This window comes from Aestuariibaculum sp. M13, from assembly GCF_024723255.1.
Lineage (GTDB): Bacteria > Bacteroidota > Bacteroidia > Flavobacteriales > Flavobacteriaceae > Aestuariibaculum > Aestuariibaculum lutulentum.
This window is the reverse complement of record NZ_JANIAC010000003.1, coordinates 239,630-253,575: the sequence shown is the minus strand read 5'-3', so window position 1 is coordinate 253,575 and position 13,946 is coordinate 239,630. Positions and strand designations below refer to the sequence as shown.

At 36.5% G+C, this 13,946-nt stretch carries 15 protein-coding genes; 8 read left to right on the top strand and 7 right to left on the bottom strand.

What is annotated here, in order from left to right:
• Positions 1 to 10 precede the first annotated feature (10 nt).
• Both NO995_RS12440 and NO995_RS12435 read right to left on the bottom strand, forming a co-directional pair.
• Positions 11 to 616, bottom strand: coding sequence for a trimeric intracellular cation channel family protein (locus NO995_RS12440; protein WP_258227789.1), 606 nt, complete (start codon positions 614 to 616; stop codon positions 11 to 13).
• Positions 616 to 1,335, bottom strand: a complete 720-nt coding sequence (locus NO995_RS12435) for an RDD family protein (protein ID WP_258227788.1) — start codon at positions 1,333 to 1,335, stop codon at positions 616 to 618. Before NO995_RS12435 ends, NO995_RS12440 begins: the two co-directional genes overlap by 1 nt.
• Before the next feature lie 24 nt (positions 1,336 to 1,359).
• Here NO995_RS12435 and NO995_RS12430 point away from each other — a divergent pair, with 24 nt between their 5' ends.
• From NO995_RS12430 to NO995_RS12415, 4 genes are read left to right on the top strand one after another with little or no spacing between them, the layout of a single operon-like run.
• The gene (locus NO995_RS12430) at positions 1,360 to 2,343 is read left to right on the top strand and encodes a stage II sporulation protein M (protein ID WP_258227787.1); all 984 of its coding nucleotides are present in this window, start codon (positions 1,360 to 1,362) and stop codon (positions 2,341 to 2,343) included.
• A gap of 35 nt (positions 2,344 to 2,378) precedes the next feature.
• Positions 2,379 to 3,062 (top strand): hypothetical protein, encoded by a 684-nt coding sequence (locus NO995_RS12425; RefSeq protein ID WP_258227786.1) that lies wholly within the window; start codon positions 2,379 to 2,381, stop codon positions 3,060 to 3,062.
• Entirely contained in the window at positions 3,062 to 4,267 is a 1,206-nt protein-coding gene (locus tag NO995_RS12420) for a DUF4350 domain-containing protein (RefSeq protein ID WP_258227785.1), read from the top strand. The genes NO995_RS12425 and NO995_RS12420 overlap by 1 nt, the downstream gene beginning before the upstream one ends.
• 14 nt (positions 4,268 to 4,281) lie before the next feature.
• Positions 4,282 to 5,337, top strand: a complete 1,056-nt coding sequence (locus tag NO995_RS12415) for an AAA family ATPase (protein ID WP_375141555.1) — start codon at positions 4,282 to 4,284, stop codon at positions 5,335 to 5,337.
• 30 nt (positions 5,338 to 5,367) lie between these two features.
• Here the strand turns inward: NO995_RS12415 and NO995_RS17825 are convergent, their stop codons facing one another.
• The gene (locus NO995_RS17825) at positions 5,368 to 5,427 is read right to left on the bottom strand and encodes a hypothetical protein (RefSeq protein ID WP_375141554.1); all 60 of its coding nucleotides are present in this window, start codon (positions 5,425 to 5,427) and stop codon (positions 5,368 to 5,370) included.
• Here NO995_RS17825 and NO995_RS12410 point away from each other — a divergent pair.
• Both NO995_RS12410 and NO995_RS12405 read left to right on the top strand, forming a co-directional pair.
• Positions 5,409 to 6,689, top strand: coding sequence for a DUF58 domain-containing protein (locus NO995_RS12410; protein WP_375141553.1), 1,281 nt, complete (start codon positions 5,409 to 5,411; stop codon positions 6,687 to 6,689). The two genes, NO995_RS17825 and NO995_RS12410, sit on opposite strands and share 19 nt — an antisense overlap.
• A gap of 109 nt (positions 6,690 to 6,798) precedes the next feature.
• Positions 6,799 to 7,221, top strand: a complete 423-nt coding sequence (locus NO995_RS12405) for a DUF2141 domain-containing protein (RefSeq protein ID WP_258227782.1) — start codon at positions 6,799 to 6,801, stop codon at positions 7,219 to 7,221.
• Between the two features lie 80 nt (positions 7,222 to 7,301).
• Here NO995_RS12405 and NO995_RS12400 read toward each other — a convergent pair whose 3' ends face one another.
• Positions 7,302 to 7,772, bottom strand: a complete 471-nt coding sequence (locus tag NO995_RS12400) for a Dps family protein (RefSeq protein ID WP_240572709.1) — start codon at positions 7,770 to 7,772, stop codon at positions 7,302 to 7,304.
• A gap of 119 nt (positions 7,773 to 7,891) precedes the next feature.
• On the opposite strand from NO995_RS12400, the gene NO995_RS12395 reads away from it, so the two are divergent.
• Positions 7,892 to 8,839: a LysR substrate-binding domain-containing protein gene (locus NO995_RS12395; RefSeq protein ID WP_240572708.1), complete on the top strand. Its 948-nt coding sequence runs from the start codon at positions 7,892 to 7,894 to the stop codon at positions 8,837 to 8,839.
• Positions 8,840 to 8,872: 33 nt separating this feature from the next.
• On the opposite strand, the gene NO995_RS12390 is transcribed toward NO995_RS12395, so the two are convergent.
• The gene (locus tag NO995_RS12390) at positions 8,873 to 9,070 is read right to left on the bottom strand and encodes a hypothetical protein (RefSeq protein ID WP_188217438.1); all 198 of its coding nucleotides are present in this window, start codon (positions 9,068 to 9,070) and stop codon (positions 8,873 to 8,875) included.
• Between the two features lie 488 nt (positions 9,071 to 9,558).
• Between NO995_RS12390 and NO995_RS12385 the strand changes: the two genes are divergently transcribed.
• A complete protein-coding gene (locus NO995_RS12385; protein ID WP_258227781.1) occupies positions 9,559 to 12,513 on the top strand; it encodes a T9SS type A sorting domain-containing protein in 2,955 nt (984 codons plus the stop codon).
• A 52-nt stretch (positions 12,514 to 12,565) separates the two neighbouring features.
• Here the strand turns inward: NO995_RS12385 and NO995_RS12380 are convergent, their stop codons facing one another.
• Positions 12,566 to 13,366 carry a TIGR00266 family protein gene (locus NO995_RS12380; RefSeq protein WP_258227780.1) on the bottom strand — a complete coding sequence of 267 codons (801 nt, stop codon included), beginning with the start codon at positions 13,364 to 13,366 and terminating at the stop codon, positions 12,566 to 12,568.
• A gap of 71 nt (positions 13,367 to 13,437) precedes the next feature.
• A complete protein-coding gene (locus NO995_RS12375; protein ID WP_258227779.1) occupies positions 13,438 to 13,893 on the bottom strand; it encodes a DUF4442 domain-containing protein in 456 nt (151 codons plus the stop codon).
• Positions 13,894 to 13,946: the final 53 nt, after the last annotated feature.

The window sequence follows — 13,946 nt, the reverse complement described above, 5'->3', positions numbered from 1 at the left end:
CGTATTAATATCAATCCCTATAAATATTAGGCAAAGCAATTTTAAAACGCACCGCGAGTAATCGCGTCGCAATAATAATGGCACCAGAAGCTAAAAACACAATATTGTGGTCTAAGGGTAAAGCCCCTAAAGCAAAATACATAACCCCACCCAGAATACAACAGGTAGCATATATGGTTTCACGCCTAAACACCACGGGGATTTCATTACACAAAATATCACGAATAACCCCACCAAAACAGGCCGTCATGGTTCCTAAGGCTATACAAAGTATGGGATGCAGCTGTAATTCTACGCCTTTTTCTAAACCAATAAGGGTGTACAAACCGATACCAATGGCATCGAACAGCAATAACGAGGTACGTAAATAATTCAGTTTACTGCGAAACCCAATAGCAAAAATGGTCGAGACAATAATAACATAGGTATAGGTCAGGTCATTCATCCAGCCTACAGGTGTATGCCCAATGAGTAAATCGCGTAGGGTACCACCACCTACCGCCGTTACAAAGGCAATAATAAAAATACCAAACACATCCATACGCTTATCGAACGCCACTAAGGCTCCCGAAATAGCAAAGGCAATGGTTCCTAAAATGTCAATTATATACAGCATTACATGTTCTGGGTATAAAAGTTATAATCTTTTAAAATCACATCAATAAACTCCATATCGGTTTTTTGCTTCACGTCTTTAATGCCTACCACCTCAATCAGTTTTTTACGCAGACGAATCAAGGTCTGATAATCGCGTGCCGCTTTGGCCTGTGTAAAGGTTTCTTTAATAATGCGGGCATCGTTATCGCTTAGTTTAATCACGTTCGGATAGGTTGGCACATAATCGTCCTTCAGCTCTTCCAGAATGGTGTGATTAATGTTTATGTTTTCCTTTAAGCTAATCACTGCCGTTCCTGCCGCCATATCGCCCAGTCGCTGCGACTTTTTATTGAGAATCATCACAAAAAAACCAAGTCCGAAAATAAAGACATCGACAATTCTAAAAAACCAGCGCACCACATAATCGGACAACGAGGCCTGATAGCCATCAATCTTCACCACCTTAATCTTCAAGGCTTTCTTTCCAAGGGTATGCCCCTGTAACGTGGACTCTAAAGCCAAGGTATAAAACATCACCGGAAAACTTAACACGGTATTAATAGCTATTTGCGACCATTGATCCATAGCATCGAACACCCCAAACGCCTCACTTAAAATAAGCAGATACCCAATTTTAATGGCCCAGTCAATAGCATACGCCAGTACACGCTCTCCGGCTCCGGCGGCATTGAAATTTATTTTCACATTTTGGGTCGTGTTAATTTGTAACTCTGACATTTTATATTTTAATTTATCTCCTATATGAGAGAAGTTTCATTCATCAAGCAAAATAAAGAAAAATGGTTAGCTTTCGAAAAAGCCATCTTTAATAATGACTTTAAAGATGCAGACGAACTGGCTTCTCAATACATTCATGTAATTAACGATCTGGCTTACGCACAAACCTATTACCCCAAAAGTAAGGTAATTGTTTATTTAAACCAGCTGGCCGCCAAAGCTTTTCAGAAAATTTATAAAACCAAACGCGAAGACAGCAATCGTCTGGTAAGTTTCTGGAAAACCGAAGTCCCTTTAATCTGCTACCAGTACCGCAAGTTTATTTATGTGTCGTTCATCATCTTTTTTGCTTTTACCTTTATTGGAGCCATATCGGCGGCTAACGATGGTGAATTTGTACGTTCCATTCTGGGCGACGATTACGTTAATATGTCTATTGAAAATATTGAAGCCGGCGACCCAGTAGCTGTGTATAAAAGCGGCAGTAACTGGGGGAGTTTTATTGGTATTACCATAAACAACCTTAAGGTGGGGATTATCTCGTTTATTCTTGGGGTGTTTGGTGGTATTGGTACCATATACATCCTGTTTAAAAACTGCATCATGCTGGGCTCGTTTCAGTATTTCTTTTACGAAAAAGACGTATTTTGGGAGAGTGTGCGCGGTATCTGGATACACGGCGCTATGGAAATTTTCGCCATTGTTATTGAAGCTGCCGCCGGACTGATTCTTGGGGCGAGTATTCTGTTCCCCAATACCTACAGCCGCATGACCTCGTTTAAACAAGGTGCTAAAACCGGGGTAAAGATCCTCATCAGTACCTTTCCGTTTACCTTTTCGGCAGGCTTTCTGGAAGGCTTTATTACCCGATACAGTAACATCATGCCGCATTGGCTATCGGTAGGGATCATCCTTACCACTTTAAGTATCATAACCTACTATTACCTGATATATCCGTTTAAAATTCAGAAACAAATTACCCAAAGCCCCATATTGCACCGCCCTTGACCTTAAAACAATTACATATCTACCTCCTGCTTATTTTGATGCTTTTCAGCCATCAAACGGCTAAAAGTTTACCCCTGCAGGAGCCGCAACAGGAACGTCAGTTTGATGAGAACTTCAAAGATCGTTACGACAGTGACACCTTTAACTATGAAGGTATTGATATGGTAGGCCACACACCAGAAGGTTCAGGCGAATATGTGGATTATAAAGAGCAAAAGGTTAAGGTTAAAGAACAGAATAACGACAATTACCTGAATATGAATTTAGGGCCGCTGCGCTTTATATTCTACATCGCGATTGCTTTGGCCGTCATTGGTTTGGTTTACGTATTATTTAAGGAAGGTGGCAATGGCTGGTTTCAGTCGAAACAAAACCGAAACATTGCACATCATCAGGAGATTACCTCTGAAAACATTGAGCATACCGATATCAGTCTATTGATTAAACAGGCGGAAGACCTTGGCGACTACCGACTGGCTATTCGCTATTTCTACTTGCTGGTATTGAAAAATCTGAGCTTAAAAAACCATATTAAGTTTGAAGACGACAAGACTAATAGCGAGTACCTTAATGAAATGAGCAACACCCCTTTCAGCGACAACTTTGCCTATACCTCCTATTTGTACAACTACATCTGGTACGGTAAATTTCCGGTAAACGAAGCCCAGTACAACAAAGCCAAAGGCAATTTTACAACCCTGTTAAACCTGGTGAAATAATGAAGAAAGTCTTACCATTTATCCTCATTATTGTCGTCCTGATCATCACTGCATCGGTTATGCTTTCGGTACGTACTACCAAAATGGTAGACTGGGAAGAATCGTTTAACGAAAAAAGCAACAAACCCTACGGAGTAAGTATTCTGTATAAGGAATTACCGAACCTGTTTAAAGATAAAAAGATTAGAACGGTGTACCATCAGCCGGCGAGTTACCTGAGTGTAAATAGCGAAGACGGTAACGGCAAACATATTGCCAGGGGGACGTTTATGATTATTGGAAATTCTGATTATTTACTAGACGATTCCATTAATGAACTGATGCGCTTTGTGAGTGAAGGAAACACCCTGTTTATTTCCGATTATGTGTATCCGCAAAAAATACACGACACCCTGCAAATCAGCATCGATTATATTGCCAACGAAAAAGACAGTATCTCGTATTTATCTTTTGAAAACAGAACCTTAAAGTCGACAAAGATTGACAGAAATGTGGGCGACAACTATTTCTCCCGTTTCGATTCAATAAACTACAACATATTAGGCTATTCAAAAATTGACTATAAACACGTGAATTTTATTGAAGTGCCTTTTGGAAATGGTTCTGTATTGCTTCATACCGAACCAAAGATTTTCACTAATTACAACCTGTTAAAAGAAGACCGTTACCAGTATGTTGAGGGAGTCCTCTCCTATTTTCCCGATACCGATATTTACTTCGACTCGTACACCAAGATTCAAAAAAACTATTACGGTGAAGTGGAGCAAAAATCTAACCTCAGCTGGTTTTTAGAGCAAACCTCCTTCCGCTGGGCATGGTATACCACTCTTATTTTTACCCTGCTATTCATGATTTTTAATGCCAAACGACGCCAACGCGTAATTAAAATCATCAAACCTTTACAAAATACAAAAGTGGCCTTTGTGAAAACGGTTTCTAATTTATATTTTGAAACACAAGATCACAAAAACCTGATTGACAAAAAAATAACGTACTTTTTAGAAAAAGTAAGAAGCGATTATAATATCAATACCGATACTCTTGATGATGAATTCGTTGCAAGGTTAGCATCGAAATCAGGCAAGAAAAAAGAAGATATTAAAGCACTGATTAAATACATTAATTGGCTTAGAACAAAAAACGAGTTTTTTGAAGAAAACCTAATCAAGTTAAACAGGCATATCGAAGCCTTTTACAACTACTAATTATGGAAGAAAACATGCAACCCCAAGACCACAGCGCCTTTTTACCAAAACAAGACGCAGGCACACAAATAGGAACTACCGATAATACAGAGACTAACGGCTTAGAGTTTCAAAACCGTTTAGACCTGTCGGAATTACAAAACAGTGTGCAAAACATTAAAGCCGAAGTAGGTAAAGTGATTGTTGGTCAAAAAGATATGGTCGATATGCTGATTGCTTCACTATTAGCCAAAGGACACGCCTTAATTGAAGGTGTTCCGGGAGTTGCCAAAACAGTAACGGCAAAACTTTTAGCCAAATCATTAAGTGTTGGGTTTAGTCGTATACAGTTCACCCCCGATTTAATGCCAAGTGATATTTTAGGAACCTCGGTATTTAACTTAAAGGTGTCGGAATTTGAGTTTAAGAAAGGCCCTATTTTCTCGAACATGATTTTAATTGACGAGATTAACCGCGCGCCTGCCAAAACACAGGCGGCCCTGTTTGAGGTGATGGAGGAACAACAAATTACCATTGACGGTAATAAATATAGTCTTAATGGGCCGTTTATAGTCTTAGCAACACAAAACCCTGTTGAACAGGAAGGCACCTACCGATTACCGGAAGCACAGTTAGACCGCTTTCTGTTTAAAATAGATGTCGATTACCCGAATCTGGAAGAAGAAATTGAAATTCTGGTACGTGAACACGACTTAAAAGAAAAAGAAAAAACGGCAACCATCACATCATTTTTAACCGCCGAACAAATAGTAAAATATCAGACTTTGGTGAGTCAGGTTCTTGTAGAGCAACATTTATTAAAATACATCGCTGAACTGATTGTGGCTACGCGTAACAATCCGTTTTTATATCTGGGTGCTTCACCAAGGGCTTCTATAGCCATACTAAAAGCTAGTAAAGCCTTTGCAGCCATGTCTGGTCGCGATTTTGTAACACCAGAAGACATTAAGCGCGCATCGGTACCTGTATTACATCATCGTGTTATTGTAACGCCGGAGCGCGAAATGGAAGGAGTTACCAGCAAGCAAATTATCAAACAAATTATTGAAACGGTAGAAATACCAAGGTAAATATATAAATCCAGTGCACATTGAAATTCTTTAAACCCTTTTACATACAACCTCGTTTTTTCTATGCCGGCATTGGCATTGTCGTGTTATTTGGTTTAAGTTATTTCCTTCCGGTATTATTCAATATAGCACAGTTATCTATTTTAGTTCTGGTCCTGTTATTTGTGATTGATTTCCTGACGATTTTCATCGGAAAGCATAAAATTGAAGCCGAGCGTATCCTTCCTGATAAGTTTTCCAACGGTGATAATAACACCGTCAATCTTCAGATTAAAAATAATTACCCAATTTCAATTCATCTGGAAATTATTGATGAAATTCCGGAGCAGTTTCAAAAGCGCGATTTTAAAATTAAGCATCGTGTAGCACCGAGGCGCTCAAAAAATATCAGCTACAAGTTACGCCCTACCGAACGTGGTGAATATCATTTTGGGAGTTTAAATATTTATGCGACTTCGGTTCTAAACCTGGTTGCCAAGCGCTTCACCTTTAGTAGTGATGCTATGGTGCCCACCTACCCGAGTTTCAAACAACTTAAAAAGTTTGAGTTATTAAACATCAACAAAAACTCTCTGGAATATGGCTTGAAGAAAGTCCGACGCCTGGGGCATACTATGGAATTTGAACAGATTAAAGATTATGTAATGGGTGATGACCTGCGTACTATTAACTGGAAAGCCACTGCCAAGCGTAACCAGCTTATGGTTAACCAGTTTCAGGATGAGAAATCGCAACCCGTATATTCTATTATTGATAAAGGGCGTATTATGAAAATGCCTTTTAATGGATTAAGTCTGTTAGATTACGCCATCAATTCCAGTCTGGTCATTAGTAATGTGGTGTTGAAAAAACACGATAAAGCCGGTATGCTATCGTTCTCTAAGCGCATAGAAAATGTAGTAGTGGCCGAACGTCGCAGTTCGCAGATGCAACTAATTCTGGAAGCCCTATACAACGTCAACACCGATTTCTTTGAAAGCGATTTCAGTAGATTGTATGCCAATATAAAACGTCATATTACCAACCGTAGTTTATTGTTAATGTACACCAACTTTGAAACTATGGATGGCTTAAACCGACAATTACCTTACCTTAAGGCCATTGCTAAAAGTCATGTATTAGTGGTTATTTTCTTTAAGAACACCGAATTGGATACCCTAATAAAAAACAAAGCCGAAACCGTACAGCAAGTTTACGATAAAGTGATTGCCGAAAAGTTTGATTTTGAAAAACGTCTGATTGTAAACGAACTAAAAAAATACGGCATCTATTCCATCCTTACTACACCTGAGAATTTAACCATTGATACCATTAATAAATATCTGGAAATAAAATCGAGAGGCTTATTGTAGCACGCTGTTTTCACAGTTCATCCGGTTAAATCTACAACTGAGTCACTTTTTTTATAATTACTCCCGTTCATTATAGACTTTTGAAACATAAACCAATACAAAAGTCATTATGCAAACTATTTCAACACTTATTTTATTAGCGCTTTTTACCACATTAAATTATGGTCAGGAAAAGGAATTAGGACACGATATTACCGTAACCATTGATAATATAACCTCTAACGACGGGCATGTTTTATTAGGATTACATACCAAAGATACTTTTATGAAAGGCAAAGGTATTCAAACTCTGAAAAGCAAAATAGAAGATGGCAAAGTAAAAGTAACCTTTAAAAATGTTACTCCTGGCGATTATGCGATTATGGCTTTACACGATAAAAACGATAATGAGCGTATGGATTTTGATTCCAATGGCATGCCTCAGGAACCTTACGGCATGTCTAATAACCCGATGAGTTTTGGTCCGCCACAGTTTCACTTAGCACAGTTTAAAGTAGCGAATGAAAATTTAAATCAAAGTATTCGATTTTAATAATTAAGACGCTATTAAAAAAACAAAAGCCCTCAGTAACTGAGGGCTTTTACAATATAATCAATCTAAAATCGGAAGATTTAGCTTAACCAAGCTTTCATCATCCAAACTGTTTTTTCCTGCTCAGTAATGAAATCACTCATCATCGAGTTTGTACCTTCATCATTAGCTTCACCAGCTTTATCTAAAATATCACGCTCAATTTTTAATAACTCTGTTAACGAATCTACAATTAAGGTTACCGCCTTTTCATCCTGAGATATGTTTTTACCTACCGGTACTTGTGCATGAGCTGCATAATCTTCAAAAGTGTGGAACGGGGTTTCTCCTAAAGTTAAAATACGCTCGGCTATCTCATCAACCTTTGCATTCGCATCGGTATATAACTCTTCAAACTTCACATGTAAATCGAAAAAACGCTTCCCTTTAATGTTCCAGTGTATTCCTCTAAGGTTCTGATAATAAATTTGAAAGTTAGCTAAAAGGTGATTTAAATCGTTTGCTAATTCTTTTGCTTTTACGGTATCTAAACCAATACTATTTAATGTCATTATATAAATGTTTTAATTATTTGTCGTTTGTATTTACTACAAATTTACTCTATAAAAGCCGAACAAACAATAAGTTTTATTGATAGTTTTTATATCTTTATAGCCTAAATTGATACCTAATGACAATAACACAATTATACTATGTTTTGGCCGTTGCCGAAAACCAAAACTTCACCAAAGCAGCCGAAAAATGCTTTGTTACCCAACCTACTTTAAGTATGCAAATTCAAAAACTGGAGGACGAATTATCAATCCAGATTTTTGACCGAAGTAAAAAGCCAATTGAGCTAACCGATGTGGGTAAAAAAATTGTAACTCAGGCGCGAAATATTGTTAACGAGTCTTACAGAATACAGGATATTGTCGACCAGCAAAAAGGATTTATAGGAGGTGAATTTAAATTAGGAATCATTCCAACGGTGATGCCTACCCTGCTACCTATGTTCTTAAAGAATTTCATAAAAAGACACCCGAAAGTAAAACTAATAATTGAGGAGTTAACAACAGACGAAATAATAGCACGTATTAAAGACGGACATTTAGATGCTGCCATTGCGGCTACGCCATTGGAAGATGATGCTATTAAGGAACGTGTGTTATATTTTGAACCCTTTGTATCTTACATACCTAAAAACCACAAACTACACACCAATAAAAAAATTGATATCGCAGAATTAGATGTTAGTGACATGCTGTTACTAGAAGACGGACATTGCTTTAGAGAAGGTGTATTAAACTTATGCAAAGCATTTAAAACCCAGCAGGATGAGCAATTTCAGTTAGAAAGTGGTAGTATAGAAACCTTAATAAAACTATCTGATGAAGGTTTAGGCATGACCCTTCTTCCTTATTTACATACCTTAGACATTAACGATAAGGAAAAGGAGAATTTACACTTTTTTAAAGAGCCTTCACCTGCACGTGAGGTAAGTTTAATTTATCATAAAAGTGAGCTGAAAATGCAGATAATAGAGGCCTTACAAGATGTTATTCTTGGTGTAGTTCGTGGTGCTATTGCCTTTCAGGACGTACAAATTATAAGTCCGTTAGCATCCAGTAAAAAATAAAAAAAGAGGCGACCAATTACGGTCGCCTTTTCTTTATGGTTTTAAGTATACCAGACACTGATTCAATTCCGGGTTTTGCTGTATTAAAGACTGAATGAAAATCTTGAGCTCTTCCAACTCGTAAGGTAGTAATCGCTCAACCGCCTTTTGTACTTCTTTGCAAAACAAGTTAGCATCAAAACTAACTTTATTAAGTATAGTTTTAGTATACTCTAGCATTGCTCTTGCCATGATTTATTAGGGATTTTAAGTTTATTCTTTTAAAGTAGATGTTCTTAATAGGCATTATTTTAATCGTTATTTAAAACACTTAAAAATAATAAAAAAATAAACATAGCGGTCGATAAAGTGTAAAATTTAACGGTTTATTAGTTTATTAACAATTAAGAAAACCAAAAACCCACAGTACATAAGGTTTTACAAACTTTATTGTTAATATTTTATTTTATTAAAAAAAATATTAGATTTACACTATAATTCTCTCAATCTCTCAAAATTTATGAAAACAACAATTGCTATTATCAAAAACATCGATACATAAGAAAGACTTTTTGTAATTAAAAATACAAATGATGTGACCGCCATTAAAATAAGCGTGTCTAAACGTGCGTAGTATTGACATTACTATGTATGCATAATAATTGCTATTTAATTAACAAAAAACTAAATCCTCTCTCAAATCTATGGATGTTTTTAAACTATTCACGCTCGTCGGCGTTATGACATTTTTTCATTTAACATATGCGCAAACAGGACCTGGTGGTGTTGGCTCTTCAGATGGGACTTCAAACTTAATTATGTGGTATCGCCCAGATAGCGGCATCTCTACTAGCGGGAACTTAATTGACAACTGGACTAATGCTGCAGGCTTAAGTGATTTTGATTTAAACGAAACGGATACCCAAAGACCAACCTTACTTTCAGAAAGTCTTAATGGTTTTAACGAAATTTATTTTAACGGAAGTAACAGATTGCGAACTGACTTAACGCTTAGCAGTTCAAATTTCATATCAAATCAAGCCTCGACTTTTGTAGTAGCTAAAGCAGATAATACAACACAACAATCCGCTGTTTACACTACAGATCCTCTTGAAAACAGCACGAGATTTTCGGCACATATTCCCTGGAACGGATCTGTATACTACGATATCGGGACCTGTTGTACATCTGATGCCCGAATTGAGGTTAGTGGTCTTTCAGGACTTACCAATTATTCAATTTGGTCGTACGATGCCCATCCTTCATCTGGCAAGCAGCTTTATAGAAACGAAACCTTGATTGGTGACGAAAAAAATAGTTCAACCTATACCTCCTACCCTACCCAACGTTTTAATTTAGGAGGTAATACTACAGGTACTAATGGGTTTTCAGGTAATATGGCTGAAATAATCATTTTTAAAGAGAAAATTAATGAAACACAGCGTATCATTATAGACAACTATTTAGCAGCGAAATATAACTTGACTTTAGACAATTACGATCTTTATACTCAAGATACTCCTGCAAATGGGAATTTTGATTTTCATGTGGCTGGAATTGGGAAATATGGAAACTTTGATGAGCACACAGATGCTCAAGGAACTGGTATTGTTCGAATGAACAATCCTTCAAAATTATCAAAAGGTGATTATTTGTTTTGGGGAGAAGAATTTGAAAATCCTTCCTATAATTTTGAAACTAATACAACCAATTATACCGAACAACTAAATTCAAGATGGCGTATTAGCCGATCTAAAAATGCAGGAAGTGTTACTGTTTCCTTTGATATAAGCTCAATGAATTTATCAGGACTTCAAAGTTGTAGTTCTTTACAACTTGTTATTGATAATAATGGTGACTTTTCTTCACCAGAATCAGTTATTGACTTAACCATATCTGGAAATACGGCTTCAGCAACTTTGGTAGATTTTAAAAACAATGATTATTTCACACTTCGATACATTGATCAAATCGTCTGGGATGGCACCATGTTTTATAATGGCTCCGGACCTTCAAGTGCACCTAACGATTCAGATTCCTGTTATAAATTGCTAGTTAAATCCGGTGTAAATTCAGCCGATATCTATTTTGACACTCATGTTAGGGAAATCGAAATAGAATCGGGAGGTATCTTGAATATTATGGACGGTCTATTAATTCAAGTTGAGGAAAAGGTTACTATCAACGGATTGTTTAATCTTCTAGGCGAAGCTCAACTTATACAAAACCACAGAAACACGAGTTCAAATTCAGGTTCAGGGTATCTAAAAATACAACAACAAGGCACCTCAAATTTATATAATTATAATTACTGGAGTGCTCCTGTTAATAGAAACGGTTTTTGGAAAATGGCATATCTGGAAGACAATAATGGTGTTGTTAGTTTTATAAGCGGGTATAATGCAAATCCTACAACCACCCCAATATCCTTAAGCAAATATTGGCTATACAGTTTTTATGGAACTGCAGGAAACTACTATTCATGGAAAAAAATATATCCAAACACCAATATGATTCCTGGTCTTGGTTACACAATGAAAGGTTCCGGAGCTTCTACTCCGGAACAAGAATACATTTTCAGAGGACTTCCTAATGATGGTGAATATAATTTTAATGTTACTGCGGGTAACGATATATTAATCGGCAATCCTTACCCTTCAACTTTAGATGCTGACCAGTTTATAAACGACAACCTTTCTGTAATTGATGGAATACTTTTATTCTGGGAATCCTTCTCCACGAACAATAGTCATGTTTTAGCAAATTATGAAGGGGGTTATGCTACTTATACCTTAATGATGTCAATTCCTGCTATTGCTTCAACAGATTTAATAAGCGGGAAAGGAAGCACTTCAAAACCTGAACCAACGAGATATATTGATATTGGACAAGGTTTTTTTGTGAATATTGATAATTCAGGGGTTTTGAATTTTAACAATGCACAGCGCGCTTTTGCCAGAGAATCTCTGGATGAAACCGTTTTTTATAAAACAACAACAAAATCTAAAACTACAATTGCAGAAGATGAAAGATCAAAAATCTGGTTTTCTTTCACAGACCCCCGTGGATATACTAAAGTTATAGGATTAGGCTATGACAGTAACACAACGTATGGCTATGATAAAGGCTATGATGCGATAGCTACCAGTTCACAAAACGATTTACTTTGGAAGTTAGACGACGGCAAAACCTTATCCATTCAAGCTTTACCTGAAATAAACATTGACGATAAGTTACCTCTACATATTAGCATAAAAAATTCAGGAAACTATTTATTTTCAATTCATAAAATGGAAAACGTTCCTGACAACTTAAACATCTATCTATTTGATAGCTATCAAAATACATTTTACAATCTTAGAGAAAATGATGTGAATTTAAATTTAGATTCAAGCACTCCAGCAGATCGATTCTCAATTGCTTTTAAGGAAGATGTAACCTTAGAGACTAAGGAAAATAATGGCAACAAACTGTATATCAGTTACAATAAAAATTCAGAATTATTAAAAGTTTACAACCTACCCAATGACACTTCAAATTTAGGCATCTTCAATGCCTTAGGACAATTGGTTATGAAAGTAAATATTTCAAATTCAGAAAGTATTTCTCTGTCCAGCTTGAATGATGGTGTTTACTTTTTAAAAGAACTTTCAAACATACAAAACATGAAAGCAATCAAATTTATAAAATACTAAATGAAAAATAAAAGGCTTGGAATTTCCAAGCCTTTTATTTTATAGTGTTCAATTAAAATCTGTTATCGCCATCGAGTAAATTACCTAAACCTCCAAGAATACTACCTTCGCCTCTATCCTTTCCACCTGCTTGTGGTGCCGATGCCCAAACACGACCAGCCAGTCGACTAAACGGTAAAGATTGAATATATACAACTCCTGGCCCTTGGAGTTTTGCATAAAATAAACCTTCACCTCCAAAAACGGTATTTTTTATACCTCCAATAAATTCAATATCGTAATCGACATCTTGAGTAAATCCAATAATACATCCAGTATCTACACGCAAAATCTCTCCCGACTGAAGTACTTTTCTAGCCATGGTACCACCAGCATGAACAAATGCCATACCGTCGCCTTCCAATTTTTGCATAATAAAACCTTCGCCTCCAAAAAATCCACGCCCCAATCGTTTAGAGAACTCAATACCAACACTAACACCTTTAGCAGCGCATAAAAAGGCATCCTTTTGGCAAATAAACTTCCCGCGATTTTCTGTTAAATCTATCGGAATGATTTTCCCTGGATAAGGAGAGGCAAAAGATACTTTTCGCTTTCCAGGAAAGGTATTGTAAAACGCTGTCATAAATAAACTCTCACCGGTTAAAATACGTTTTCCGGCACCAAGAATTTTCCCTAAAAATCCAGAGTCGTTTTGCGAACCATCTCCAAAAATGGTTTCCATTTTAATACCGTCGTCCATCATCATAAAACTTCCTGCTTCGGCTACAACGGCCTCTTGCGGGTCAAGTTCTATTTCTACATACTGCATTTCTTCACCGTATATATTATAATCAATTTCGTGTGCTGTCATTTTTACTTTTTGTTTTTTGATTTGCTTATTGGTTGAATTGTTTGCTTAATTGTTACAACAATTTTTAAAAATTAAGATTTAACCTTTACACTCCATTCAAATTCAAAAGACGAAACCTCTACACCTTCACGATTCAATCCTACAGAGCGTAATTTAACGGTTTGCCCTTCACCAGTTTCAATTGCTTTCTGTAAACAATCATCAATTAAAGCCCCATCATAACATGTAAAAGTGATTCTTCCCGTTGCTTTTTTAGTAAAAACTGCTGTATTAGAGGTAACCAACATGGAGATCTTCTTTTCTGAATTTTGAATTTTATCAATCATTAAAGCTCCTGTAGAAAGTTCGGCGGCCATGCCCTGTACCGCCCAAAACATAGAGCGAAATGGGTTTTGATTTATCCACCTATATTTTACCGAAACCACACACTTTTTATCATCAATATACTTGGTTCTTACACCGCAAAAATAAGCTGAAGGCAGCTTAAATAAAGTGAAAGCATTTAATTTCCTGGGAGTTATACTCATGAATATTTAGATTTAGTTTTTACTAAGGTATAAAAATAATACACATTTTAATT

Excerpts from the sequence above, each read along its gene's own strand:
- NO995_RS12380 (WP_258227780.1), bottom strand. The coding sequence starts at position 13,366 with ATGACAGCACACGAAATTGATTATAATATATACGGTGAAGAAATGCAG.
- NO995_RS12385 (WP_258227781.1), top strand. The coding sequence starts at position 9,559 with ATGACATTTTTTCATTTAACATATGCGCAAACAGGACCTGGTGGTGTT.
- NO995_RS12390 (WP_188217438.1), bottom strand. The coding sequence starts at position 9,070 with ATGGCAAGAGCAATGCTAGAGTATACTAAAACTATACTTAATAAAGTT.
- NO995_RS12440 (WP_258227789.1), bottom strand. The coding sequence starts at position 616 with ATGCTGTATATAATTGACATTTTAGGAACCATTGCCTTTGCTATTTCG.
- NO995_RS12435 (WP_258227788.1), bottom strand. The coding sequence starts at position 1,335 with ATGTCAGAGTTACAAATTAACACGACCCAAAATGTGAAAATAAATTTC.
- NO995_RS12400 (WP_240572709.1), bottom strand. The coding sequence starts at position 7,772 with ATGACATTAAATAGTATTGGTTTAGATACCGTAAAAGCAAAAGAATTA.
- NO995_RS12395 (WP_240572708.1), top strand. The coding sequence starts at position 7,892 with ATGACAATAACACAATTATACTATGTTTTGGCCGTTGCCGAAAACCAA.
- NO995_RS12375 (WP_258227779.1), bottom strand. The coding sequence starts at position 13,893 with ATGAGTATAACTCCCAGGAAATTAAATGCTTTCACTTTATTTAAGCTG.
- NO995_RS12415 (WP_375141555.1), top strand. The coding sequence starts at position 4,282 with ATGCAACCCCAAGACCACAGCGCCTTTTTACCAAAACAAGACGCAGGC.
- NO995_RS12405 (WP_258227782.1), top strand. The coding sequence starts at position 6,799 with ATGCAAACTATTTCAACACTTATTTTATTAGCGCTTTTTACCACATTA.
- NO995_RS12420 (WP_258227785.1), top strand. The coding sequence starts at position 3,062 with ATGAAGAAAGTCTTACCATTTATCCTCATTATTGTCGTCCTGATCATC.
- NO995_RS12430 (WP_258227787.1), top strand. The coding sequence starts at position 1,360 with ATGAGAGAAGTTTCATTCATCAAGCAAAATAAAGAAAAATGGTTAGCT.